At 62.6% G+C, this 22,258-nt stretch carries 24 protein-coding genes; 14 read left to right on the forward strand and 10 right to left on the reverse strand.

Annotated elements, in window-relative coordinates:
- Positions 1-50 precede the first annotated feature (50 nt).
- From purD to CCK88_RS01205, 3 genes are all read right to left on the reverse strand, one after another.
- The gene (gene purD / locus CCK88_RS01195) at positions 51-1,322 is read right to left on the reverse strand and encodes a phosphoribosylamine--glycine ligase (RefSeq protein ID WP_086468727.1); all 1,272 of its coding nucleotides are present in this window, start codon (positions 1,320-1,322) and stop codon (positions 51-53) included.
- A 300-nt stretch (positions 1,323-1,622) separates the two neighbouring features.
- Entirely contained in the window at positions 1,623-2,993 is a 1,371-nt protein-coding gene (locus CCK88_RS01200; protein WP_086468728.1) for a glutamate--cysteine ligase, read from the reverse strand.
- Between the two features lie 70 nt (positions 2,994-3,063).
- Entirely contained in the window at positions 3,064-3,813 is a 750-nt protein-coding gene (locus CCK88_RS01205; protein ID WP_086468729.1) for a 16S rRNA (uracil(1498)-N(3))-methyltransferase, read from the reverse strand.
- Between the two features lie 225 nt (positions 3,814-4,038).
- Here CCK88_RS01205 and ubiA point away from each other — a divergent pair, with 225 nt between their 5' ends.
- Positions 4,039-4,971, forward strand: coding sequence for a 4-hydroxybenzoate octaprenyltransferase (ubiA, locus tag CCK88_RS01210; RefSeq protein ID WP_086468730.1), 933 nt, complete (start codon positions 4,039-4,041; stop codon positions 4,969-4,971).
- A gap of 158 nt (positions 4,972-5,129) precedes the next feature.
- On the opposite strand, the gene CCK88_RS01215 is transcribed toward ubiA, so the two are convergent.
- Complete coding sequence (locus CCK88_RS01215; protein WP_086468731.1) at positions 5,130-5,645, reverse strand: DUF6101 family protein; 516 nt, start codon at positions 5,643-5,645, stop codon at positions 5,130-5,132.
- Between the two features lie 253 nt (positions 5,646-5,898).
- Here CCK88_RS01215 and CCK88_RS01220 point away from each other — a divergent pair, with 253 nt between their 5' ends.
- Both CCK88_RS01220 and CCK88_RS01225 read left to right on the forward strand, forming a co-directional pair.
- On the forward strand, positions 5,899-6,771 hold the full coding sequence (locus CCK88_RS01220) for a 3'(2'),5'-bisphosphate nucleotidase CysQ (protein WP_086468732.1): 873 nt from the start codon (positions 5,899-5,901) through the stop codon (positions 6,769-6,771).
- A 3-nt stretch (positions 6,772-6,774) separates the two neighbouring features.
- Entirely contained in the window at positions 6,775-7,014 is a 240-nt protein-coding gene (locus CCK88_RS01225; protein WP_086468733.1) for a DUF4170 domain-containing protein, read from the forward strand.
- Here CCK88_RS01225 and CCK88_RS01230 read toward each other — a convergent pair.
- The 4 genes from CCK88_RS01230 to CCK88_RS01245 form a co-directional block, all read right to left on the reverse strand.
- A complete protein-coding gene (locus CCK88_RS01230; protein WP_086468734.1) occupies positions 7,008-8,168 on the reverse strand; it encodes a glycosyltransferase family protein in 1,161 nt (386 codons plus the stop codon). The genes CCK88_RS01225 and CCK88_RS01230 overlap by 7 nt on opposite strands.
- Positions 8,169-8,170: 2 nt before the next feature.
- A complete protein-coding gene (locus CCK88_RS01235; protein WP_086468735.1) occupies positions 8,171-8,392 on the reverse strand; it encodes a DUF2093 domain-containing protein in 222 nt (73 codons plus the stop codon).
- Positions 8,393-8,442: 50 nt separating this feature from the next.
- Complete coding sequence (xseA, locus tag CCK88_RS01240) at positions 8,443-10,059, reverse strand: exodeoxyribonuclease VII large subunit (protein ID WP_086468736.1); 1,617 nt, start codon at positions 10,057-10,059, stop codon at positions 8,443-8,445.
- A gap of 94 nt (positions 10,060-10,153) precedes the next feature.
- The gene (locus tag CCK88_RS01245; RefSeq protein WP_086468737.1) at positions 10,154-11,050 is read right to left on the reverse strand and encodes a LysR family transcriptional regulator; all 897 of its coding nucleotides are present in this window, start codon (positions 11,048-11,050) and stop codon (positions 10,154-10,156) included.
- Positions 11,051-11,205: 155 nt separating this feature from the next.
- Here CCK88_RS01245 and CCK88_RS01250 point away from each other — a divergent pair, with 155 nt between their 5' ends.
- Positions 11,206-11,469, forward strand: a complete 264-nt coding sequence (locus CCK88_RS01250; RefSeq protein ID WP_086468738.1) for a DUF1127 domain-containing protein — start codon at positions 11,206-11,208, stop codon at positions 11,467-11,469.
- A gap of 148 nt (positions 11,470-11,617) precedes the next feature.
- Here the strand turns inward: CCK88_RS01250 and CCK88_RS01255 are convergent, their stop codons facing one another.
- On the reverse strand, positions 11,618-11,869 hold the full coding sequence (locus CCK88_RS01255) for a PilZ domain-containing protein (protein ID WP_086468739.1): 252 nt from the start codon (positions 11,867-11,869) through the stop codon (positions 11,618-11,620).
- A gap of 17 nt (positions 11,870-11,886) precedes the next feature.
- Complete coding sequence (locus tag CCK88_RS01260) at positions 11,887-12,387, reverse strand: invasion associated locus B family protein (protein WP_086468740.1); 501 nt, start codon at positions 12,385-12,387, stop codon at positions 11,887-11,889.
- Positions 12,388-12,715: 328 nt separating this feature from the next.
- Between CCK88_RS01260 and coxB the strand changes: the two genes are divergently transcribed.
- The 10 genes from coxB (at position 12,716) to CCK88_RS01310 (ending at position 22,194) form a co-directional block, all read left to right on the forward strand.
- Positions 12,716-13,642: a cytochrome c oxidase subunit II gene (coxB, locus tag CCK88_RS01265; RefSeq protein ID WP_086468741.1), complete on the forward strand. Its 927-nt coding sequence runs from the start codon at positions 12,716-12,718 to the stop codon at positions 13,640-13,642.
- Between the two features lie 23 nt (positions 13,643-13,665).
- Complete coding sequence (ctaD, locus tag CCK88_RS01270; RefSeq protein WP_086468742.1) at positions 13,666-15,363, forward strand: cytochrome c oxidase subunit I; 1,698 nt, start codon at positions 13,666-13,668, stop codon at positions 15,361-15,363.
- A gap of 64 nt (positions 15,364-15,427) precedes the next feature.
- Positions 15,428-16,357 carry a heme o synthase gene (locus CCK88_RS01275; RefSeq protein WP_086468743.1) on the forward strand — a complete coding sequence of 310 codons (930 nt, stop codon included), beginning with the start codon at positions 15,428-15,430 and terminating at the stop codon, positions 16,355-16,357.
- Between the two features lie 2 nt (positions 16,358-16,359).
- A complete protein-coding gene (locus tag CCK88_RS01280) occupies positions 16,360-16,545 on the forward strand; it encodes a hypothetical protein (RefSeq protein WP_086468744.1) in 186 nt (61 codons plus the stop codon).
- Positions 16,545-17,111, forward strand: a complete 567-nt coding sequence (locus CCK88_RS01285; protein WP_244557404.1) for a cytochrome c oxidase assembly protein — start codon at positions 16,545-16,547, stop codon at positions 17,109-17,111. Before CCK88_RS01280 ends, CCK88_RS01285 begins: the two co-directional genes overlap by 1 nt.
- A 2-nt stretch (positions 17,112-17,113) precedes the next feature.
- Positions 17,114-17,953: a cytochrome c oxidase subunit 3 gene (locus tag CCK88_RS01290; RefSeq protein ID WP_086468746.1), complete on the forward strand. Its 840-nt coding sequence runs from the start codon at positions 17,114-17,116 to the stop codon at positions 17,951-17,953.
- 63 nt (positions 17,954-18,016) lie between these two features.
- The gene (locus tag CCK88_RS01295) at positions 18,017-18,796 is read left to right on the forward strand and encodes an SURF1 family protein (protein ID WP_086468747.1); all 780 of its coding nucleotides are present in this window, start codon (positions 18,017-18,019) and stop codon (positions 18,794-18,796) included.
- Between the two features lie 71 nt (positions 18,797-18,867).
- Positions 18,868-20,259 carry a threonine synthase gene (thrC, locus tag CCK88_RS01300; protein ID WP_086468748.1) on the forward strand — a complete coding sequence of 464 codons (1,392 nt, stop codon included), beginning with the start codon at positions 18,868-18,870 and terminating at the stop codon, positions 20,257-20,259.
- Positions 20,260-20,309: 50 nt separating this feature from the next.
- On the forward strand, positions 20,310-21,572 hold the full coding sequence (locus CCK88_RS01305) for a M16 family metallopeptidase (RefSeq protein WP_086468749.1): 1,263 nt from the start codon (positions 20,310-20,312) through the stop codon (positions 21,570-21,572).
- A gap of 4 nt (positions 21,573-21,576) precedes the next feature.
- On the forward strand, positions 21,577-22,194 hold the full coding sequence (locus tag CCK88_RS01310) for a GNAT family N-acetyltransferase (protein ID WP_086468750.1): 618 nt from the start codon (positions 21,577-21,579) through the stop codon (positions 22,192-22,194).
- Positions 22,195-22,258: the final 64 nt, after the last annotated feature.

Here is a 22,258-nt window from a genome sequence, read left to right on the forward strand (position 1 = left end):
CGTCAAAGACGGTTCGAAGGGAGCTTATCCTGCCAAGATTGAGGAAAGGTTCAGGTCTCGCGGGCGATTTCGCGCCATCCGATATCGCGTCGGGCAAAGCCTTCTGGCCAAACAATTGCGTCCACGCCGTGGTAAGCACGCTCCTGCGCCTCTCTGACCGATGCCCCGAGCGCGGTGATGTTCAGCACGCGCCCGCCATTAGCCAGTAAACGGTCGCCGTCACGCTTCGTTCCGGCGTGGAACACCGTCAGCGTCGCATTGTCGAGCCCTTCGACACCGCGGATTTCGCTGCCCTTGCCATAGTCGCCGGGATATCCGTTGCTGGCCATGATCACGGTCAGCGCATAGTCGTCCTTCCACACCACGTCGTGGCCCTCGAGTGTACCGGTCGCCACGGCATGCAACAGTGGGACGATGTCGCTGTCCATGCGCATCATCATCACCTGGCATTCGGGGTCTCCGAAGCGGGCATTGTATTCCACCAGTTTCGGGCCGTCCTCGGTCAGCATCAGGCCGGCATAGAGTACGCCGGCATAGGGCGTGCCGCGCTGCGCCATGCCGCGAATGGTGGGCAGGATGATCTCGTCCATGGTCTGGTCGTAGAGCACCTTGTCCATCACCGGTGCGGGCGAATAGGCGCCCATGCCGCCGGTATTGGGTCCGGTATCCCCGTCGAACGCGCGCTTGTGGTCCTGCGCTGTGGTCAGCGGCAGAATGGCTGTCCCGTCGCTCAGCACGAACAGGCTCACCTCTTCGCCTTCCATGAACTCCTCGATCACCACGGCCGCTCCCGAAGCGCCGAAAGCGCCCGAGAAACAGTCGATGATCGCCTCTTCGGCCTCTTCCACGCTCATGGCCACGGTCACGCCCTTGCCGGCGGCAAGGCCGTCGGCCTTCACCACGATGGGCGCGCCCTGCGTATAGAGGTAGGCCAGCGCCGACGCTTCATCCTCGAACCGTCCATAGGCGGCCGTCGGGATGTCGAACTCGTCGCACAGCGCCTTGGTAAAGCTCTTGCTGCCCTCGAGCTGCCCGGCCGCTTTGCTGGGGCAGAAGCAGGTTATGCCGGCCGCGCGCACATCGTCGCCCAACCCCGCGACCACCTGGGCGTCGGGTCCCACAACCACGAAGTCGATCTGGTTGTCCTTGGCGGCGGCGATCACGGCGGCATGGTCGGTAATGTCCACGGCCAGGTTTGTCGCGACCAGGGCGCTACCGCCATTGCCGGGCGCCACGAACAGCGCACTGACCAGCGGCGATTGCGCAATCTTCCAGGCCAGCGCATGCTCACGCCCACCCGATCCGATCACCATTACCCGCATATCCTGCCTCCATGCTTGCTGCGCGCGTGATGCAGGAAAGTGACCGGGGAGGCAAGGGGAAGATGGGAGCGCATTGGCAAGCCGCCCGGGGCGGCACCTCTCCCTCCGGGGGAGAGGTCGACGGCAAAGCCGGCGGGTGAGGGGGCCTTCCCAGCACCCTGCCGCCAAAAATGTCATCCCGCCGAAGGCCGGGATCCCTGCTGAGGTCGTGAACCAGCCCTGGAACACCCGCGCTCTCAGCCACAAACGAAAATCCCCGCTCTCGCGGGGATTTGTCATGCAACTGGCAGTATTCTCAGCCTACATCTCGGCTTCGCTGAACAGCGGCAGCACACTCTCGCCCCACGCGCCGTGGAATTTGTCGAGCCAGCGCTGGGCCGGCGCCTTGCCGGTGCGGATGGTTTCCTCGAGCGGCGCGAGATAGATGGTTTCGTCCTGGCCCTTGGCGTTGAGCCGGTTGCGACGCACGAGGCCAGCCTCGGCAATGCCGACGGCCTGCGCCGCCACGTCGAAGATCGATGAGCGGTCGAACGGCGTATCGAGGCCGAGGCGCGGGACTTCGCGGCGCAGGTGCTCGCGCTCGTCGTCCGTCCAGTTCTTCACCAGCTCCCACGCAGACTCGAGCGAGATCGCGTCGTAGAGCAGGCCGGTCCAGAACGCCGACAGGGCCACCACATGAGCTTCGTCGCCCATGTCGGCGCCGCGCATTTCGAGGAACTGCTTGAGCCGCACTTCCGGGAACAGGGTCGAGAGGTGATCCTCCCAGTCCTTGATCGTGGGCTTTTCGCCCGGCAATTGCGGCAGCTTCCCATCGAGGAAATCGCGGAAGCTTTCGCCGGCGACGTTGATGTACTTCTTGTCGCGGATGACGAAATACATCGGCACATTGAGCGCGTGGTCCGCATATTGCTCGAAGCCGAAACCCTCTTCGAAAGCGAAGGGCAGCATGCCGGTTCGGGCATCGTCGGTATTGCGCCAGATTTCGCTGCGGAAGCTGAGATAGCCGGTATCGCGGCCATCGGCGAAGGGTGAATTGGCGAAAAGCGCAGTGGCCACCGGCTGCAGAGCCAGCGACACGCGCAGTTTCTTGACCATGTCGGCTTCACTGGAGAAATCGAGATTGGTCTGCACCGTGGCCGATCGATACATCATCGACGTGCCCAGCGTACCGACCTCGCCCATATACTTGGTCATGATCGCATAGCGCGATTTGGGCATGGACTTGATCTCGTCGACCGACCAGAGCGGGGTCACCCCGAGCCCGAGGAAGTGAATGCCGAGCGGTTCCGCGACCTTTTTGGACACGCGCATATGCTCGGCCAGTTCCTCGGCCGTGCCGTGCAGGTCCGCCATCGGCGCGCCGCTCAGCTCGAACTGTCCGCCGGGCTCGAGCGAAATGCCGCCGGCCACGGCGTCGTTGCGCAGCCCGATCGGGTTCTCTCCGTCGTAGAACGGCTGCCAGCCGGTTTCGGCCTGCACGCCATCGAGCAGCGCCCTGATGCCCTGGGGTCCCTCATAGGCCACCGGACGCAGCGGGTCGGTGTGGTAGACGTGCTTTTCGTGCTCGGTGCCTATCCGCCACTGGTCTTCCGGCTTGCAGCCGCGTGCCATCGCTTCGATCAGGTCTGTCCGCGATTCGATCAGGGGCGATGGAGTGTCGGAGCCGGCCATGGGGGCCTCGTTGTTGAGGGTCTAACTGCGCCGGCAAAATAGCGAGCGCAAGCCGGAAAGCAATCGCCTTTTATCGCCAATCACCGATGATCGCCTGGATGGCCGCGAGTCCTGCGACAGCCGCTGTGTCGGCGCGCAGGATGCGCGGGCCCAGGCTTATGGGCACAACGAAGGGCAGGCCATGCAGTTTCGTCCGTTCTTTGTCCGAAAACCCCCCTTCGGGTCCCACCAGTAACCCAACGCGCTGTCCGCGCAATTGCTCGAGCGCAACAACGGGCGAAGAAGATGCCGCGCCTTCATCGGCAAAGAGCAGTTTCCGGTCGCCATGCTGGGTGGGCCAGCCGTCCAGCAATTGCCCGAGACTGACCTCTGCCGCGATCGAGGGGACAACAAGCACTTCGCATTGCTCGGCCGCCTCGATGGCATTGGCCTGCAGCCTCTCGGTCTTCACCCGATGGTTCTGCGTGAACTGCGTGACGACGGGCTGAATTGTGCCGACACCCATTTCCACGGCCTTTTGCACCATATAGTCGAGCCGCTCGCTTTTGAGCGGAGCAAAGCCGTACCAGAGGTCCGAAGGCGGCGTCTGCGCGGCGATCCGGTCGACCACATCCAGTCCGACGGACTTCTTGGAATCGGCGGTGATCCGGCAGAGCCACGCGCCGTCCCGTCCGTTGAACAGCACCACCTCGTCCCCGACGCTCTTGCGCAGCACGGCCGCGAGATAAAGCGACTGCTCCTTGCCAAGCGTCAGGGGTGCGCCGGCGACAAGGTCGGGTTCGACATGGAGGCGCGGCAAATGGGCATGGGATCGGGGCATTCACAGGTCTCCCCTTCTCCCCTTGAAGGAGAAGGTGGCGCGCGGCGCCGGATAGGGGCTTTCTTGCGCCACCATAGTGGCTGGCCGACCGCTCGCAACCCCCACCTCCTGCTTCTTTTTCCATGGGGGAGAGCGTGGATCGGCCGCAGGCCGCGACGGGTGAGGGGGTAGTCCGCCGCAGCGCTGAGGGTTATGAGAGGCAAACTACACCAGCAGGTGGCATTCATGAACACTCCCAGTCCCACCGGCACCGTTGCCGACGCTACCCGCGGCAATTGGCTCGATCGGTATGCGCCCGAACAGCTCAAGCCCTATGGCCGCCTTGCGCGATGGGACCGGCCGATTGGTTTTTACCTGCTGTTCTGGCCCTGCGCCTGGGGCATTGGCCTCGCCGCGGTCGCCCAGCCGCAATTCGGTTTCGGCTGGTGGGCCGCCATCCTCATGTTCTTCGGCGCCATTCTCATGCGCGGCGCCGGCTGCACCTTCAACGATATCGTTGATCGCGACATCGACGCTGCCGTGGCGCGCACCCGCTCGCGCCCCATCCCGTCCGGCCAGGTCAGGGCCAGTCAGGCCACCGTCTTTATGGTCATCCAGGCTCTCCTCGCCTCGGTCATCCTGTTCCAGTTCAACCGCTTTACAGTCTGGGCCTGCGTCGCCTCGCTGCTGCTCGTGGCCATCTACCCCTTCATGAAGCGCGTCACCTGGTGGCCGCAGCTGTTCCTCGGTCTCGCTTTTTCCTATGGCGCGCTGGTCGGCTGGTCGAGCCAGACCGGTGGTCTGGGCTGGGCGCCCGTGGTGCTCTATGTCGGCACCATCCTCTGGGTCATCGGCTATGATACGATCTACGCGCTGCAAGATGTCGAGGACGACGCGCTGGTCGGCGTGAAATCCACCGCACGCCTGTTCGGCGACAATGTCCGGCCGGCGGTGGCCGCACTCTATGCCGGAGCCTTCGTGCTCTGGAACGTCGCCAACCTCATGGCCGGCGGGGGAGCGATCTTCGCGTCGCTGTCCCTGGTCGCCGCGGCCCTAATGGCCTGGCAGCTCTGGACCCTCGATGCCGAGGTGCCGCGCAATCCCTTCGTGCGCTTCTACAACAACCATTATGTGGGTGTGGCTCTCACGCTCGCGCTTCTCGCCGAGTGGGTCTGGTAAATGTTAGCAGTCTGCTAACCGATGGCCGCCTGACGCTATGAAAAAAGCAGGATAATCGCGGTTCCTGCTGCGAAACATCGTGGTTTTGCCGATAAGAAGCGAAAGGGCCGACCGCACCACTGGTCGACCCTTTCCGCTTGCTTTGGAGGCAGCTTGAACTAGTTGGCGAGGTCCTGGCCGGGCTTGCGGCGATTGAGGAAACGCGGACGGCGCGAGGCATCGGCGGCCAGTTTGCGGCGCGGCGCGGCACCGCCGAACATCACGCCATCGACCTGCTGGCCATAGGGCATGTAGGCGCCGTCGCCGGCCTTGATGAACAGCGGCAGCCGCAGCTTCTTGCCCCAGTTCTGCCATTCGGCCACGACGCTGTGGTTGCCCTCTTCCTCAAACACCTTGTAATTCAATTCACTATCGGAATGGACCAGTTCGATCGAGCTGGTGAGCATGCCGTCCTCGGAGATCGAGGTCGCCACGGCCACGCCGATATATTCGGTAACCGGCACCTTGATCTTCACGGCAACGCCGCTCTGCTCGAGCTGCTTGCGGACCGTCACGGTCTTGACCGGATCCTTGGGGCCATTGTCGTTCGCCGCCATGAAGCGACGCTCGGCTAGGGCCGGGCGGCCGAAGGCCAGAACGACTGACAAACCTTCCATCGCAACGCCATGAACCATTTTTGATGCCTTCCTGTAACTTCGAGAGCTGTTTTTTGCGCTCCGTTTATGAGGCCAACTTACCCCACCCGCTTACCCGCCCCCTTAATCGGTTCGGTTAAGTTTATGTTGTTTTCCCGGAGGGTTAGCAGGGTATTGCACCTAGTCAGACCCGGTTAACCGCGTCGCTTGCAGCCGCGTTTACCTTGCCATTTTTGCGCCCCACGGCGTCGCCCTTGTCCAAAGCCGGCGCGAGGCCTAAAAGGCCCGCACCATGCCGGCCTTTGCTCCACCTTACGACGATGATCTGGAACTGCTCCGCACCACTGCGGTGGCAGCCGGCATCATTGCGGCCAGCTACTTCCGGCGCGATATCAAGAGCTGGACCAAGGACAACGCATCGCCAGTGAGCGAGGCCGACATCGTCGTCGATCGCTTCCTGGCGGCCAATCTCCTGCAGGCGCGGCCTGACTACGGCTGGCTCAGCGAGGAAACTGTCGATAATCCCAGCCGTCTCGACTGCGAGCGCGTCTTTGTCGTCGATCCCATCGACGGCACGAGGGCGTTCCTGCGCGGCGAGGACTACTGGACCGTGTCGCTTGCCGTGGTCGAAAACGGCGTACCGGTCGCGGGCGTCGTCTATGCCCCGGCGCGCGACGAAATGTATGACGCCTATAAGGGCGGCGGCGCACGATTCAATGGCCGGCCCCTGCAGCGAACCCGTCGCGCCGGCGCGGCGCCGCTCATCCCCGCACCGGGAGCCGTCCACCAGGAGCTGCAGGCCGCGGGCCTCGACTATACCCGCGGACCGGCCTATCCATCGCTCGCCTATCGTCTGGTGCAGGTGGCCACCGGCCGCCTCGACGCCGCCGTCGCCCGCCGTGGCGCGCAGGATTGGGACATCGCTGGAGCTGCGGTCATTCTTGCCGAGTGCGGCATGGACTTCGCTGACGTCTGCACCGGGTTCCCCCAATTAAACAAACGAGATGTGCGCCACGGGGCGCTTGCGGCGCTGGCGGACATGAGCCTAAAACCCCAGGTGCACGCCGCCCTGATAAAGGTCTATGGTTGCCCTCCGGTCGAGGATGCAGCCATGCCCGATGCTGGTGCGCGAACACAAACAGATTTGCCTCTAACGCGGGACTGACCGATGGCTGACAAAACCGACAAGCAACTGCTGCACCTGGTAATCGGCGGCGAACTTTCGAGCCTCGAGGGCGTCACCTTTGCCGATCTCGATCAGGTCGACATTGTCGGCATCTATCCCAACTACGCTGCCGCCGAGAAAGTCTGGCGCGCCAAGGCGCAGCAGACCGTGGACAGCGCACAGACGCGCTATTTCATCGTCCACCTGCACCGTCTCCTCGACCCGCAGAACGCCGGTCAGTAAGCCTTCTGCTCAAGCCCCAGCGCCGACAGAATGGCGCTGAGGGCGCCCGGGCCGCCGATCCGCTCGCGCCCGATTGCGCCCAGTCGCGCTCGCTCCGCGGGATCGCTGAGCAGATCGCCCAGCGCCATTGCGACATTTCCGATTTCCGCATCCACCACCACCCTTGCCGCGCCGAACAGCTTCTGCTCGTCCTCGAAGCGCGAACGCCGGTCACGGGGATTGGCGAAGGTGATGACGGGCTTGCCCAGGCCGAGGGACTGGATGCTGGCTGTCCCGGCCTGGCTCAGCACGATATCAGACTGATCGAGAAGGTTGCCCATGGCTCGACCCCGCGCCATGTGGATGGTGATGCCTTCGCCACTGAGCGTACCCAGGTCGTCAGGTTCGCTGCTCAGCAACGGCACGCGCGCCAGGCCAGCGCTGCGCGCCAGGTCTTCCACGCCGACGCTACCGGCGACAGCCATGAAAACGTCGGGTCGCAGAAGCTCCGGAACACGTCGCAGCGCCGCAACCTGCAAGGCGAAGCTCTCGCCTGTAAGGGCGCGGCTCCCCGGCAGCAGGGTCACGGCGAGCGGTCGCGTGCGCCGCGATGCGGCGTCATAGTCGCCCCGCGGAATGGTATCCATCATCAGGTTGCCGGCAGCGTGCGCATTGACCCCGGCCTGTGTCAGGACGGTTGCCAGGTTTGGGGCCCGACAGAAGACCAGCGAGCAGGTGCGAGCGATGGCCTCGCGCTCCAGCCGCGAATAGAGCCGCGCAGCGCCGGTCTTGTAGACGTCGAGGTAAACGACGTCGCGATTGCCGGTCGCGAGGCAAGCGAGAACGCCGACCATGTCTCCAACCACGATTGTCCGGTCGTACCGTCCCCGGATCGAGCGCAGGAATCGCAGCGCCGGCGGAACCGTGCGCAACCCGCCATTGACGATGTCCCGTCGCAGGGAGCCCTTGACGTTGCGCCAGCCTTCCGAGGCAAGCGTCGCGCGCGGTCCCACAACAGGGCAGATGCCGTCATAGGCCTTGCCGCTGCCAATCATGGGATAGGCCTCGGCCGACACGCCCGACGGCAGCCGCGCGATCAGCTGGGCCGCAATGGCATCTTCGCCGTGTCCGTTGGAGATGATCAGGAAGCGCTGACGCGACGCCGCCTTGGTCACCCTTAGTTGCCCCGGCCAAATCGTTCGAGAGCGGTATTGGCGGCCACTGCATCGACATAGGGTTCCTGCCGATCGACGCTCCAGTAAAAGAGTTCATCCAGCGGGATCGGCTTGCCGGTAATGGCGCATCTCACGAAACTGCCCGGCTTGAGCACCACATAGTCGCCGTCCAGATAGCGCAGCGTCGCTTCGGCGGGGGCAAATCCCTTGTCGAAAATGTTCATGCCATCAATCCTTTGCCTCTCCGGCGCATCTTAGCGCCAGCCATTGCGCATCAAAAGAGACTTTCCTGCGACCCTTCATCCGGGCCGCTGCGCGCCGGCTTGCGCCGCGCTGCCGGAGCACCTCCGACGGTTACACCCACTTCACCATCGGCGAAGGTCAGCTTGAGTGCGTCACCGGGGTTTGTCTCGTCGCGGCTAGTCACCACATTGCCGGTCTGGTCCTGCACCAGTGCGTAGCCCCGCGCCAGCACATTTCTGTAGCTCAGGGTTTCCAGAAGTTTGACCAGTTGCGCGAAATGCTGCCGACGTCCGACGGTGAGCTGCCCGGCTGCCTGGTAAAGGCGTTGGTTCAGTGCAACCACCGCCGTCTGGGCGTGGCGCAATTCGATACGCAGCGGCTGTGGTGACAAGCGGGGGGCGAGGCGCGCGATCGCAGCCTGCTTGCGCTCCATGGCCGTCGCCGCCGCGCTCGGCAACTGCCGCGCGGATGGATCGAGCCGCAGTCGCGCACGCTCGACAGTCTTCGACAGACCTGACCGTGCATGCCGCTGCAGATTGCCCAGACGGTCCGACAATTCGACGTGCCGCTGGCGGATCAGTCGAGGATGGACTGCGGCGGAGACATTGGAGAACGCCACGCGCCGGGTCTGGACAAGGTGGCGCAGGCCGGTGGTCAGATGGCTCGAGGCCATGTCCAGCCGCTGCCGCTGGGTGGAAACGAGGTCTCCGGCTCGCGGCAAACCGGCCTGCGCCGCGCGAAGCCTGTCCTTGAGGCTGGCAAGACTGCGCCGGGCGGCCTGTCTCTGGCGGGCGCCCTGGTCGTCGACATAGGCGATGAGCTCCGCACGAACCGGAACCGCCGCCTCGGCCGCCGCCGTTGGTGTCGGCGCTCGCATGTCACTGGCATAGTCGATCAGCGTGGTGTCCGTTTCATGGCCCACGGCCGAAATCACCGGTATCCCGGAAGCCGCCACCGCACGCACCACAGCTTCTTCGTTGAACCCCCAGAGATCCTCGATCGAGCCGCCGCCGCGGGCCACGATCAGCAAATCCGGCCGGGGAATCTGGCTGTCGTGACCAAAGGCGTTGAAACCCTCAATGGCGTTGACGACTTCTGGCGCACAAGTCTCACCCTGGACGCGCACGGGCCAGACCAGCACGTGACTGGGAAACCGGTCATCCAGACGATGCAGGATATCGCGGATCACGGCGCCGGTCGGCGACGTGATGACGCCAATGACGCGCGGAAGGTAGGGCAGGGCGCGCTTGCGCTCGCGGGCGAACAGCCCCTCGGCCAGAAGCTTCTTGCGGCGCTCTTCCAGCAGCGCCATCAGCGCGCCCGCACCGGCCGGTTCGATATTTTCGATGACGATCTGGTATTTCGAGGACCGGGGGAATGTGGTCAGCCGCCCCGTTGCTATGACTTCCAGCCCTTCCTCGGGCTTGAAGGCGAGGCGCGCATAGCTCCCCTTCCACACCACGGCATCAATGGACGCGGCGTCGTCCTTGAGTGTGAAGTAAGCGTGGCCCGACGAATGCTGGCCGCGAAATCCGGAGATTTCGCCACGCACCCGGACATGCCCGAATTCGTCTTCCACCGTCCTTTTGACCGCCTGCGCGATTTCGGAGACGGTGAATTCTGCGGCATTGGTCAGGACTTGGGACATGCAGCGTTTCCAGCAAAAGTGGCAACGGTTTCGCGTTCAGGAAACGCGTCGAAACGAAGCCCTCTGGTGCGCCAAAGCCCGTTCAGGGTCAAGTCTACTCGGCAGCCTCGGCTGTCTCCCCATGATGAACCTGCTCAAGATTGCCCATGGACTGAACAATGTGATTGGCCAGCGCATCATAGATGCCGCCATAGGCGTGACTGGACCGCATGAGGGCAATCTGCGCGTCCGCCAGCCGGGGCAGGCCATACTCCTCGCCGATCACGCGCATGCCTGGTTGCAGGGCGCTTTCAGGCAGGAAACCGACGGCCAGATCGGACAGCACCGCAGAGGAAATCGCCGTCGCATTCGAAGACGTATAGGCCACGCGATAATCGAGGCCCGTGCGCTCCAGTTGATCCATGGCATCCTTGCGCCAGATGCAGCAATTGGGACCACAGGCGATTGCCAGTGGCTCGCTTGCCAGCGCGCGGCCACCATGGCTGGCAACCCAGAACATCTTCTCGGTGCGGAAGAGTTCTCCGAAACTATGGTCGGTACCCTGCGTGAAGACGATGAGGTCGTATCGTCCGGCCTTCATCCCCTCGAGCAGCTGCTCTGAAGCCATGCAGGCGACATCCACCGCGATTCTGGGATGAGTGCGCTGGAAGCTTGACAGGATGACTGGGAGCAGGCGCACCGCATAGTCGTCGGGGACGCCGAAGCGGATGGAACCAGCGAGGTCTCCGTCGTTGAAATGATCGAGGATTTCCGCATTCGTGCGCAGCATCTTGCGCGCTCGCTCGTAAAGCACCTCGCCGTGATGGGTCAGGCTGACACTGCGTCCGTCTCGCGCGAGCAACACGTGCCCCAGCCGCTCCTCCAGTCGCTTGATCTGCATGGACACGGCGGACTGCGTCTTGTTCACGCGACGCGCAGCTTCGGTGAAGCTGCCGCAGTCGGCGATGGCGCAAAAACTTTGAAGTTGATCGAGGTCGAGGGGGGCGGTCATGTTGCATCACCCAAATTGATCATCGGGATGAAATCTATTTGTTGGACGAATGGAAGTCCAGCGGCGTATCTCTTGATCGTCGATACAAAGACGTATCGGTCTCACGCCGCCGGTCCTCCCTTCCGGCGGCTTCCTTGTGACCTTGGAGACTTGAAATGGCTCTCTCGCTTCCCGGCGAGCGGTCGGTCGCGGCTGGCTCGCACGTCAATCCAATTCGTGCCCTCTTTGCCTGGTTCACTCGAGCTAAGACCAACCGTGCTCGTCGTGCCGCGATGCAGAACCTGCTCCAGCTCGACCAGGCAAGGCTGCGCGACCTCGGCATCACTCCCGAAGATGTCTTGGATGCCATGGCTGCCCGCGACGGGCGCACGCCGGGCATGGTGCTGCACGCTGCCCGGGCTCGCAACGCCCGCGGTTGAACCTATTGCGGCCGCAGTGATGCGGCTGCCTCATGCGTTGGGTCGAACACTTTTGCCGGTGAGCGTCCCATCTCCCGGGCCGGTTTTGCCGCCGGTCCCGTTTCCTGACCAACTTGCCGGACCGTGCATCGCACGTGTCCGGCACTTTTCATCGGGCAAGGAAACGCACGCCGATTTCGTTTTCGGTGCGCCACGCGACTTCACAGGCGAAGTTGCGGCCATCCTGCATGGCAAGCGCAAAACGATCGGGAATGCCGACTGAACTGGCCACCAGCAGCTTGGCCCCGGTGTCGGACATGTTTCGGATTGTACAGTCGAACGTGGAGAAGCCATCGTTGACGACGATGTGGCCGCCTTTGAGCGTGCGATGCCGCTGTGCGCTACGGTGATCGGCCGTCATCGGAACGCCTCCGCGTCTCAGGGAAGGGCGGCGAAGCCTTCTGCAAAACCATCGAGCGAAACGGGAATGCCGACGCCTTCTTCGGGTGTCTTGAAGACCACGAAGATTGCGTCCGTGCCCTCGGACAGGACCTTGATGATCTCATCGTCCAGTTCGACCTCGGCGATACAGCCGTTGGGCAAGCACCGGACAAAGGCGACGCGCCCCAGATCGGTGCCGTCGACATTGAGGCCGAGCCCGTTGGGAAGCAGCACGCCGAGCGGGGCCAGGACCCGCAGCAGCCGCGCTTCGCGGTCAGCCGTGCGCAGGACGATGACCGATAGCCCGACATTGGGCTGGTCCTCGGCGAGAACATTCTGGATGATGGCGCATTGCTCGGAACTGGCACCGGGCGGCGTGTCGCAGCTCATCTGCCAGTCGCCATACTCGGCGCGCACGGTGCCTTGCGCGACCGCATGGCCTGCCGCCAGGCTCAAACCAATCGCAGCAAGCACACCAAGCCGTTTTGCCCAGACCATCACTTCTATCTTTGCTCCTGCCGAATCGGCGCATTGCGCGAAGGTCCGGCCTGTTTCCGATACGTGTCCGGGCATGTCAACCAAAGCCCGGATTTCCGGCCACTTTTCCTGCCAAACTGCGGCGGCGGTGAGGCGTAAAATCCGGCTTTGGGCACCAATTTGCCGCAGTGGGCTGCGCCAAGCCTGCAATAGACTCGGGCATTGCAATGTGATTTAGGTCAAAACCGAGTTTTACGCTCCGAAGTTGAGTCGGGGCGGCGTTAGCTATGCCGCTGAAAGTCCCCGTCTGCTTCGGTGCAAGCCGCCAGAACATGTCGATAGGGGGTATATGGTGACCGGGCAGTTCTTTAGGAAGATGGGCGCCGTTTCGGCGGCCGCACTGGCGCTGGTGCCGGCAATGGCAACGGCCCAGGAGATCGGCGCTGTGGGTCGAGGGCATCCCGAGCCAGGTCAGTTCCATCTTCAGGAATCAGTGACCCCGATCATGGACTCCATCGTGGCCTTCCACGACGGCATCCTGATGTGGACGATTTCGCTGATCGTGCTGTTCGTGCTGGTGTTGCTCGTCATCATCGCGGTCCGCTTCAATGCCAAGTCCAATCCGGTCCCGGCGCGCTTCACCCACAACACCATGATCGAGGTGATCTGGACCGTCGTGCCGGTGCTGGTGCTGGTCGTCATTGCCATTCCGTCGTTCGGCGTTCTCTCGGACCAGATGACCGTGCCTGATGGTGAGCGCAAGTATCTGGGTGCAAACATCTTCTCGCTCGGCGAAGTCGACGTTCCGGAAGCCACCGTCACGGTCAAGGCTTCGGGCGAGCAGTGGTACTGGAACTACGAATATGTGGACCAGGGCCTGGCATTCGACTCCAATATCCTGTCCGAAGCTGAAATCGCCGAATTGAAGCCCGGTCAGCCGCGCCTCCTGGCCGTGAACAACGAGCTCGTCGTTCCGGTCAACACCACCGTGCGCATGCAGATCACTGCAAGCCCGACCGGCGTGATCCACGCCTTCGCGGTGCCGTCCTTCGGCATCAAGGTCGACGCCGTTCCCGGCCGCCTCAACGAAACCTGGTTCAACGCCCGCGAGACCGGCATCTACTACGGCCAGTGCTCGGAACTGTGCGGCAAGGATCACGCCTTCATGCCGATCGGCGTGCGCGTCGTGACTGCCGATGAATATGCGGCCTTTATAGCTGCCTTCGAAGAAAGCCGTGACTACGCGACTGCAGCCGCCGTGCTGCCGCCGCTGTAAGACAAGGGTAAGAGGAAAACCAAATGGCAAGCACTGCAAACCTCGAAGCCCACGCCACCGGGCACGATCACGCCAGCCACGACCATCACCACACGCCGACAGGCTGGCGCCGCTGGGTGTATTCGACCAATCACAAAGACATCGGGATCATGTACCTGGTGTTCTCGATCGTCGCCGGTGTTATCGGCGGCCTGCTGTCCGGCGCCATGCGCCTCGAGTTGCAGGAGCCGGGTATCCAGATTTTCCACGGCCTCGCAGCCATGGCCTACGGCCTCGAGGGCGATGCTGCGCTCGACGGCGGCAAGCACATGTTCAACGTGTTCGTCTCCGCACACGCGCTGATCATGGTGTTCTTCACCGTCATGCCTGCGACCATGGGCGGGTTTGCCAACTACTTCGCTCCGCTGATGGTTGGCGCGCCCGATACGGCCTTCCCGCGTATTAACAACGTCGCCTTCTGGCTGCTGCCGCCGGCCCTGCTGCTGACCATCCTTTCGATGTTCTTCGAAGGCCCTGCCGGTGCGCTTGGCTTCGGTGGCGGTTGGACCGCGTATCCGCCGCTTTCGACGACCGGCCATCCGGGTCCGGCCACCGACTTCGTGATCTTCTCGCTGCACGTCGCTGGCGTCAGCTCGATCCTGGGTGCCATCAACCTCATCACCACCATCCTCAACATGCGCGCTCCGGGCATGACGCTGCACAAAATGCCGCTGTTCGCCTGGTCTGTGCTGGTCACCGCATTCCTGCTGCTGCTCGCTCTGCCGGTTCTGGCTGGCGCCATCACCATGATGCTGACCGACCGCAACTTCGGCACCACCTTCTTCAATCCTGAAGGCGGCGGCGATCCGGTCCTCTACCAGCATCTGTTCTGGTTCTTCGGCCATCCCGAAGTGTACATCATGATCCTGCCGGGCTTCGGCATTATCTCCCACATCGTGGCGACCTTCTCGCGCAAGCCGGTCTTCGGCTATATGGCAATGGCCTACGCCATGGTGGCCATCGGCTTTGTTGGCTTCGTCGTGTGGGCGCACCACATGTACACCACGGGCCTCAGCCTCGACGTTCAGCGCTACTTCGTGGCGGCCACCATGGTCATCGCGGTGCCGACGGGCGTGAAGATCTTCTCCTGGATCGCGACCATGTGGGGCGGCTCCATCACCTTCCGCATTCCCATGCTTTGGGCGATCGGCTTCATCTTCCTGTTCACCGTGGGTGGTGTGACCGGTGTCGTCCTGGCCAATGCCGGTGCGGACCGTGCACTGCACGACACCTATTACGTCGTGGCACACTTCCACTATGTGCTCTCGCTCGGTGCCGTGTTCTCTATCTTCGCCGGCTGGTACTACTGGTACCCCAAGATGTTCGGCTACATGTACAACGAGTTCCTGGGCAAGCTGCACTTCTGGGTCATGTTCGTCGGCGTGAACCTGATCTTCTTCCCGCAGCACTTCCTCGGCCTCGCCGGCATGCCGCGTCGCTACATCGACTACCCGGATGCCTTCGCGCTCTGGAACCGTGTGTCGTCGATCGGTTACTACGTGACCTTCGTTGCCATGCTGATCTTCTTCTACGCCACCTGGGAAGCCAGCCGTAAGAAGCGTCCTGCCGGTGACAATCCGTGGGGCGATGGTGCGACCACGCTGGAATGGACCTTGAGCTCGCCTCCGCCGTTCCACCAGTTCTCGACGCTGCCCAAGATCGACTCCAAGGACGCGCACTAAGCGCGTCCACCCTGAAAACAGCGGACCGCGCCATGGCGCGGTCCGTCTCTGAAAGGACTGACTATTGGCTTTTGTTGACGACAGCAGGGAAGTGTCCGCTTATGCCGGCGGTGCGCGCGTCGAGGACTACCTCGCGCTGCTGAAGCCGCGCGTCATGTCGCTGGTCGTCTTCGTCGCCCTTGTCGGCATGCTCGTCGCGCCTGACGGCATCAATCCGTTCATCGGCTTGATCGCCATCGTCTGCATCGCTATCGGCGCTGGCGCCTCCGGCGCACTCAACATGTGGTACGATAGCGATATCGACGCCATCATGAGCCGCACCCAAAACCGGCCCATTCCCGCGGGCCGCATGGCCCGAAACGAGGCTCTGGCTTTCGGGCTGGTGCTGTCGATCTTCTCGGTCACGCTGCTTGGCCTAGCCACCAACTGGGTCGCCGGCGGCTTCCTGGCCTTCACCATCTTCTTCTATGTCGTTGTCTATACGATGTGGCTCAAGCGCTCGACGCCGCAGAACATCGTTATCGGTGGCGCGGCCGGCGCTTTCCCGCCCATGGTGGGCTGGGCCGCCGTGACGGGCACGCTGAGTTGGGAAAGCTTCGCGCTCTTCCTGATCATCTTTCTCTGGACCCCGCCGCACTTCTGGGCCCTGGCCCTCTACAAGCAGGGTGACTACGGCGCTGCCGGCGTCCCGATGATGCCCAATGTCGCCGGCGAACGCTCCACCCGCCGCCAGATCTTCGCCTATTCGATCGCCCTCGCAGTCGCGAGCCTGCTGCCGAACATGCTGGGCTTTTCCAGCTGGATTTACGGCGTGGTGGCCCTGGTGAGCGGGGCAAGTTTCATCTGGCTGTGCCTGCGCCTGCTGCGCGCGCCGGATTCCGTTTCCATGCGCCGTACGGCGCGGACCGTGTTCACCTTCTCGCTGAGCTATTTGTTCGTGTTGTTCCTGGCGCTGTTTGTCGATTTCCTTGCCATGCGCCTGGGAGTGCTCTGACCATGACTGAACCCAATGGTGCCAAGCTGGTACCCAACGGCATGACCGAAGAACAGGATGCCGCGTTTCGCAAGCAGCGTCGCCGCCGCTCGATCGCGCTTGCCGCTGCCCTCGCTCTTTTCGCCATCACGTTCTATGTGCTGACCCTGGTGAAAATGGGCCCGGCACTGTTCGACAGGTCACTCTGATGGCCGATACCACGTCCCCAACTCTGCCAATGAACAACGGTCGCAGCAACAAGCGCACCGCGACCATTCTCGGCGGCCTGGCTCTTGGCATGGTTGGTCTGGCATTCGCGTCCGTACCGCTCTATCAACTGTTCTGCCAGGTCACCGGCTTTGGGGGAACGACGCAGGTCGCAACCGACAATCCCAAGGGCGTCATCGCCCGGGAAATGAAGGTGCGCTTCGACGTTAATATCGATCCCGCTCTGGATTGGACGGTCAAGCCGGCAGCGCCCATCACAGACCAGATCGGCCGTGTCGACACCGTGAATTACATCGCCACCAACCACTCGGATAAGCCCGTTACCGGGCAGGCCATATTCAACGTCGTTCCCGAGAAGGCCGGCTTGTACTTCAACAAGATCGAATGCTTCTGCTTCACCGAGCAGACGTTGCAGCCCGGCGAGACCGTCGAGATGCCAATCGTGTTCTTCGTCGATCCCGATCTCGCCGATAACCACGAACTCAATACTATCAAAGAGATCACTCTCTCTTATACCTTCTACGCTTCAGACAGTGAGGGAAGCTGAACATGTCCGCCGCCATTGAAAAGAACCACGACTACCACATGGTGGAACCGAGCCCCTGGCCGTTCTGGATGTCGGTGGCCGTACTGGTCATGATGATCGGTGCCGTCTGCTGGATGCATGACTGGACGCCGTTCCCGTTCTTCATCGGCCTGGCCGGCGTGCTCTACGTCTTCTACGCCTGGTGGGCAGACGTGGTGAAGGAAGCCAATGACGGCGTCAGCCATACGCCGGTCGTGCAGATGCACCATCGCTACGGCATGATGCTGTTCATCGCATCCGAAGTGATGTTCTTCGTCGCCTGGTTCTGGGCCTATTTCGACGGCTTCTTCCGCGGCGACGATATCGAGCAGTATGCTCGCGTTGCCTTCACCGGCGGGCATTGGCCGCCGGCCGGAGTCGAGCTGTTCGACCCATTCCACCTGCCGCTGTTCAACACGCTGATCCTGCTGACGTCGGGCACGACAGTGACCTGGGCGCACCACGCGCTGCTCGAAGGCGACCGTAACGGCCTCAAGTATGGCCTTTGGCTCACTGTGGCCCTTGGCGTGCTGTTCTCGTTCGTTCAGTACATCGAATACACCCATGCCGGCTTCGCCTTCTCGGGCAACCTCTATGGCGCCACATTCTTCATGGCGACCGGCTTCCATGGTTTCCACGTGCTGATCGGCACCATCTTCCTGGCCGTGTGTCTGGCGCGTGTCTATGCCGGCCAATTCACGCCCGAGCGCCACCTGGGTTTCGAATTCGCCGCCTGGTACTGGCACTTCGTGGACGTGGTCTGGCTGTTCCTGTTTGCCTCGGTCTATGTCTGGGGCAGCTGGGGCGTGGCGCTGAGCCACTAAGCCTCGAGAAGAAAATTCGGAGGGGGCGCGGCACGGCTGCGCCCCTTTTTGTTGGAGAACCGGATGAGCAAGGTTGTTGAGGCAAAACGCGGTTTGCGTTGGACCGATTGGGTATTCGCCGCCCTGATGCTTATCCTTGCCGTGACCTGCGTATTCCTCGGCAACTGGCAAATGGCCCGGCTTGCCGAAAAGGAAGCCTTGATGGGCGCGGTCGAACAGCGTCTGGCCGGAGAACCCGTCCCGGCGCCGGCGGCTGCAACCTGGCCGAGCCTCGATCTCGATGAGTGGAATTTCCAGCCCGTCACGCTCACTGGCGCCTACCGGTACACGCAAACTGTGACTGTTTTCACCAGCCTTGCTGATGCGCGCGGGCGCTTTTCCGGACCCGGCTACTGGGTGGTGACGCCATTCTTGCTCCAGGATGGCGGTACGGTTTTCGTGAATCGGGGATTTGTGCCGCAGGAGATGCAGGAACAGGCTGCAATGGGCGATCTCCATGGTGACGATCCCGGCATCATTACCGTGGTTGGCCTCTTCCGCCCGGGTGAACACGCCGGCTTCATGGTGCCCGAGGCCAACATGTCTGATCGCATCGAATGGGTGCGTGACCCAGGGCGACTGGCCTCGATGGTCGACCCGTCATTGGCGCCGATCGCGCCTTTCTATGTCGACCTTTTGGCGGGCGGGCAGGGCGATCTCCCCCAGGGTGGCGAAACTGTCCTCAGCTTCACCAACAACCACTTCGGCTATGCGCTGACCTGGTACGGCTTTGCCGTCGTTGCGGTGGTCATGCTGGGCGCGTGGATGTGGCGCCAGTCTCGCCAGGGGCCCAAAGCGCCGTGATGACCGCAAACCTTGCGGGCCACGCCGGCTTTGACTAGGTTGCACCAATTCTAGAAGGGCTCTTCCCCCCGATGCAGTTTGTTTCTACGCGTGGCCAGGCGCCGACGCTCGGCTTCTCCGACGCAGTTCTGGCCGGTCTGGCCGCAGACGGTGGTCTCTACGTTCCCGCCACGTGGCCCGAGCTCAGCGCTGCCGAAATCGCCGCCTTTGCCGGAAAGCCCTATGCGGACGTCGCCTATGCGATCATCTCGCGCTTCACGGGCGACGAAATCCCGGCGGACAAGCTCAAGAGCATCATCGAAGAAGCCTATTCGACCTTCCGTCATCCATCGGTGGCGCCGCTGCTTGAGCTCGAGCCAGGGCATTTCGTGCTCGAGCTGTTCCATGGGCCGACGCTGGCGTTCAAGGACGTGGCCATGCAGTTCCTGAGCCGCATCATGGATCACATTCTCGCCGAACGCGGTCTCAAGGCCACCATCGTCGCTGCGACGTCGGGAGACACCGGCTCTGCCGCGATCGAGGCATTCCGCGGTCGCGACACGACCGACATCTTCATCCTGCATCCGCGCGGCCGTACGTCCGAGGTCCAGCGCCGGCAGATGACGACGGTGCTCGACGACAATGTGCACAACATCGCGCTCGAAGGCACGTTCGATGATTGTCAGGACGCCGTGAAGGCCATGTTCAACAATCATGCCTTCCGTGATCGCGTCCGCCTCAGTGGCGTCAATTCGATCAACTGGGGCCGGATCGTCGCGCAGATCGTCTATTATTTCACGTCGGCGGCTTCGCTCGGCGCACCTCACCGCAAGGTCAGTTTCACTGTGCCGACCGGCAATTTCGGTGACATTTTCGCCGGCTACTGCGCCAAGATGATGGGTCTTCCGATCGAGAAGCTCGTCATTGCCACCAACGCCAACGACATCTTGCGCCGCACCCTCGATACCGGCCGCTACGAGATGTCTGGTGTCGCACCTACGATCAGTCCGTCGATGGATATCCAGATCTCGTCCAACTTTGAACGGCTGCTGTTCGAGAGCGCGGGCAGGGACGCGGGTGCCGTCGGTCGCATGATGGCGGGTCTCAAGCAGTCGCGTGGCTTCGATCTGCCCGAGAACTCCATTGCCGCCATTCGCCGCGATTTTGCGGCTGGAACAACGGATGAGGCCGCGACGCGGCAGGTCATCTCCCGGACCCGCAGGGACTCTGCCTACCTTCTCGATCCGCACACAGCCGTCGGCGTCGGTGTAGCGCGGACCATTGCGCATGGCGGAACGCCCATGGTGACGCTGGCGACAGCCCATCCTGCCAAATTCCCGGCGGCGGTGGCCGAAGCCTCCGGCATCACGCCGGAACTGCCCGCCTGGTTGTCTGACCTTTACGAACGACCCGAACGCGTTACGGTGCTGGCCAATGACCAGCGCCAGATCGAAGAATTCATCGCGGCCCGCAGCCGCGCCTGAGCGAGATCAGGAACTGCGGTCATTCTGGCCGCCGGTTCAGGAGGACCAGTGTGAGCGTACAATCGACGACTCTGGAAAACGGCATGGTGGTACTCACCGACGACATGCCGCATCTGGAAAGCGCCTCTCTGGGGGTCTGGGTCAAGGCGGGCGCACGCTCCGAACGCAAGGCCGAGCATGGCATTTCGCACCTGCTCGAACACATGGCGTTCAAGGGAACCAAGACCCGCACGGCCCTGCAGATTGCCGAGGCCATCGAAAATGTCGGTGGCGACCTCAATGCCGCGACCTCTATCGAGCACACCGGCTATTTCGCCCGTGTTCTCAAGGACGATGTCGTACTGGCTGCCGACATCCTCGCCGACATTCTCCAGAATTCGACATTCGACGACGATGAGCTGTCGCGCGAAAAGCAGGTGATCGTGCAGGAGATCGGCGCGGCGCGGGACAATCCCGACGACCATGTCTTCGATCTGTTTCAGGAAGCGGCATACCCAACTCAGCCGATCGGCCGCACCATTCTGGGGACCGTGGATTCGGTTCGCGCCTTCTCGCCCGAGACAGTCCGCAAATACATGCGGCGCAACTATGTGGGCGACCACATGGTCATCGCGGCCGCTGGCAATGTCGATCATGAGAGTCTGGTAGGCGTCGCGCGTGAGCGCTACGCAGACCTCGCGCCCAACGGTGCCCCTGCGCCTCAAAGGGCAGAGTATCAGGGCGGGCAGGAACGGCTGATCTCCGATCACGAGCAGGCCCATATCGTTCTCGGCTTCGAGGGCCGCGCCTATAATTCCGATGGCTTTTATGCGGCGCAGGTGCTCGCCTCCATCCTCGGCGGCGGCATGAGTTCGCGCCTGTTTCAGGAAGTGCGTGAAAAGCGCGGGCTTTGCTATTCGGTCTACTCGTTCCATTGGGCCTTCGCCGATAGCGGCGTTTTCGGCGTTGCTGCCGCCACGGGCGAAGAAGAAGTGGGCGAACTGGTCCCGGTGGTGCTCGATGAGCTCCGCCGCGCCACCGAAACCATCACCGATGACGAAGTGGTGCGTGTCCGCAACCAGATCAGGGCCGGCCTTCTGATGTCGCTCGAAAGTCCGTCAGCACGTGCCGGACAGCTTGCCCGCCAGCAGATCCTCTGGGGCCGGCCGATTCCCATGCAGGAAACTGTTGAGCGTATCAATCGCATCACCGCCCAGCGCGTACGGGACGTCGCTGAGCAGATTTTTACCGCCGGTAATCCGACCCTGGCCGGGATCGGTCCCATAAGCCGCCTCGCCGATGTCGAAAGCATCGGCGAAACGCTCAAGCGCTGACACCATGTTCTGGCCCTGGTCGTCGCCGGCGCCTCTTGTCACCCTCAGGGGGCAGAACGTCGTCTTGCGTCTGCCGCAGATGCACGACTATGAGGCCTGGTACACGCTGCGCCGCGCCAGCCAGGACTTTCTGCGCCCATTCGAGCCACGCTGGACCGAACTCGATCTGGCCCGCCGTGTCTTCGCCCTGCGGGTGAGACGGGCCCGCCAGGAGGCCGAAGAAGGAACGGATTATACGTTCTTCATTTTTATGGAGCGGGAAGGTCAGGACCAGCTGGTCGGCGGGATAACGCTTTCCAACATCCGTCGCCGCGCTGCGCAATTCGTCAACCTCGGCTATTGGATGGGGCAGAATTATGCCGGCAAGGGGATTATGACCGAAGCCGTCGGCGTGGTTTTGCCGTTCATCTTCGACACGCTCGACCTGCATCGGGTGCACGCGGCCTTTATCCCCACCAACACGCCTTCGCGCCGTGTTCTGGAGAAAAATGGCTTTGCGGAAGAGGGGTATGCCCAGCGCTATTTGCAAATCAACGGGCGCTGGGAGGATCACGTGCTGATGGGACTCACTCAGGAAACGTGGTCGCTCAACAGGTTAAGTCCGCGCTCCCGCGTTGCCTGAACGGTTGCTTTGTGTGTTGCCTGTTGGCAACACGACCCGGTGCTTGTCGCAAGCGTCAATCTCC

This window comes from Devosia lucknowensis (assembly GCF_900177655.1).
Classification (GTDB): domain Bacteria; phylum Pseudomonadota; class Alphaproteobacteria; order Rhizobiales; family Devosiaceae; genus Devosia; species Devosia lucknowensis.

Excerpts from the sequence above, each read along its gene's own strand:
- thrC (WP_086468748.1), top strand. The coding sequence starts at position 18,868 with ATGCAGTTTGTTTCTACGCGTGGCCAGGCGCCGACGCTCGGCTTCTCC.
- CCK88_RS01280 (WP_086468744.1), top strand. The coding sequence starts at position 16,360 with ATGACTGAACCCAATGGTGCCAAGCTGGTACCCAACGGCATGACCGAA.
- coxB (WP_086468741.1), top strand. The coding sequence starts at position 12,716 with ATGGTGACCGGGCAGTTCTTTAGGAAGATGGGCGCCGTTTCGGCGGCC.
- CCK88_RS01250 (WP_086468738.1), top strand. The coding sequence starts at position 11,206 with ATGGCTCTCTCGCTTCCCGGCGAGCGGTCGGTCGCGGCTGGCTCGCAC.
- CCK88_RS01260 (WP_086468740.1), bottom strand. The coding sequence starts at position 12,387 with ATGGTCTGGGCAAAACGGCTTGGTGTGCTTGCTGCGATTGGTTTGAGC.
- CCK88_RS01205 (WP_086468729.1), bottom strand. The coding sequence starts at position 3,813 with ATGCCCCGATCCCATGCCCATTTGCCGCGCCTCCATGTCGAACCCGAC.
- CCK88_RS01200 (WP_086468728.1), bottom strand. The coding sequence starts at position 2,993 with ATGGCCGGCTCCGACACTCCATCGCCCCTGATCGAATCGCGGACAGAC.
- xseA (WP_086468736.1), bottom strand. The coding sequence starts at position 10,059 with ATGTCCCAAGTCCTGACCAATGCCGCAGAATTCACCGTCTCCGAAATC.
- CCK88_RS01295 (WP_086468747.1), top strand. The coding sequence starts at position 18,017 with ATGAGCAAGGTTGTTGAGGCAAAACGCGGTTTGCGTTGGACCGATTGG.
- CCK88_RS01235 (WP_086468735.1), bottom strand. The coding sequence starts at position 8,392 with ATGAACATTTTCGACAAGGGATTTGCCCCCGCCGAAGCGACGCTGCGC.
- purD (WP_086468727.1), bottom strand. The coding sequence starts at position 1,322 with ATGCGGGTAATGGTGATCGGATCGGGTGGGCGTGAGCATGCGCTGGCC.
- CCK88_RS01225 (WP_086468733.1), top strand. The coding sequence starts at position 6,775 with ATGGCTGACAAAACCGACAAGCAACTGCTGCACCTGGTAATCGGCGGC.
- CCK88_RS01255 (WP_086468739.1), bottom strand. The coding sequence starts at position 11,869 with ATGACGGCCGATCACCGTAGCGCACAGCGGCATCGCACGCTCAAAGGC.
- CCK88_RS01290 (WP_086468746.1), top strand. The coding sequence starts at position 17,114 with ATGTCCGCCGCCATTGAAAAGAACCACGACTACCACATGGTGGAACCG.
- ubiA (WP_086468730.1), top strand. The coding sequence starts at position 4,039 with ATGAACACTCCCAGTCCCACCGGCACCGTTGCCGACGCTACCCGCGGC.
- CCK88_RS01285 (WP_244557404.1), top strand. The coding sequence starts at position 16,545 with ATGGCCGATACCACGTCCCCAACTCTGCCAATGAACAACGGTCGCAGC.
- ctaD (WP_086468742.1), top strand. The coding sequence starts at position 13,666 with ATGGCAAGCACTGCAAACCTCGAAGCCCACGCCACCGGGCACGATCAC.
- CCK88_RS01245 (WP_086468737.1), bottom strand. The coding sequence starts at position 11,050 with ATGACCGCCCCCCTCGACCTCGATCAACTTCAAAGTTTTTGCGCCATC.
- CCK88_RS01310 (WP_086468750.1), top strand. The coding sequence starts at position 21,577 with ATGTTCTGGCCCTGGTCGTCGCCGGCGCCTCTTGTCACCCTCAGGGGG.
- CCK88_RS01215 (WP_086468731.1), bottom strand. The coding sequence starts at position 5,645 with ATGGTTCATGGCGTTGCGATGGAAGGTTTGTCAGTCGTTCTGGCCTTC.
- CCK88_RS01220 (WP_086468732.1), top strand. The coding sequence starts at position 5,899 with ATGCCGGCCTTTGCTCCACCTTACGACGATGATCTGGAACTGCTCCGC.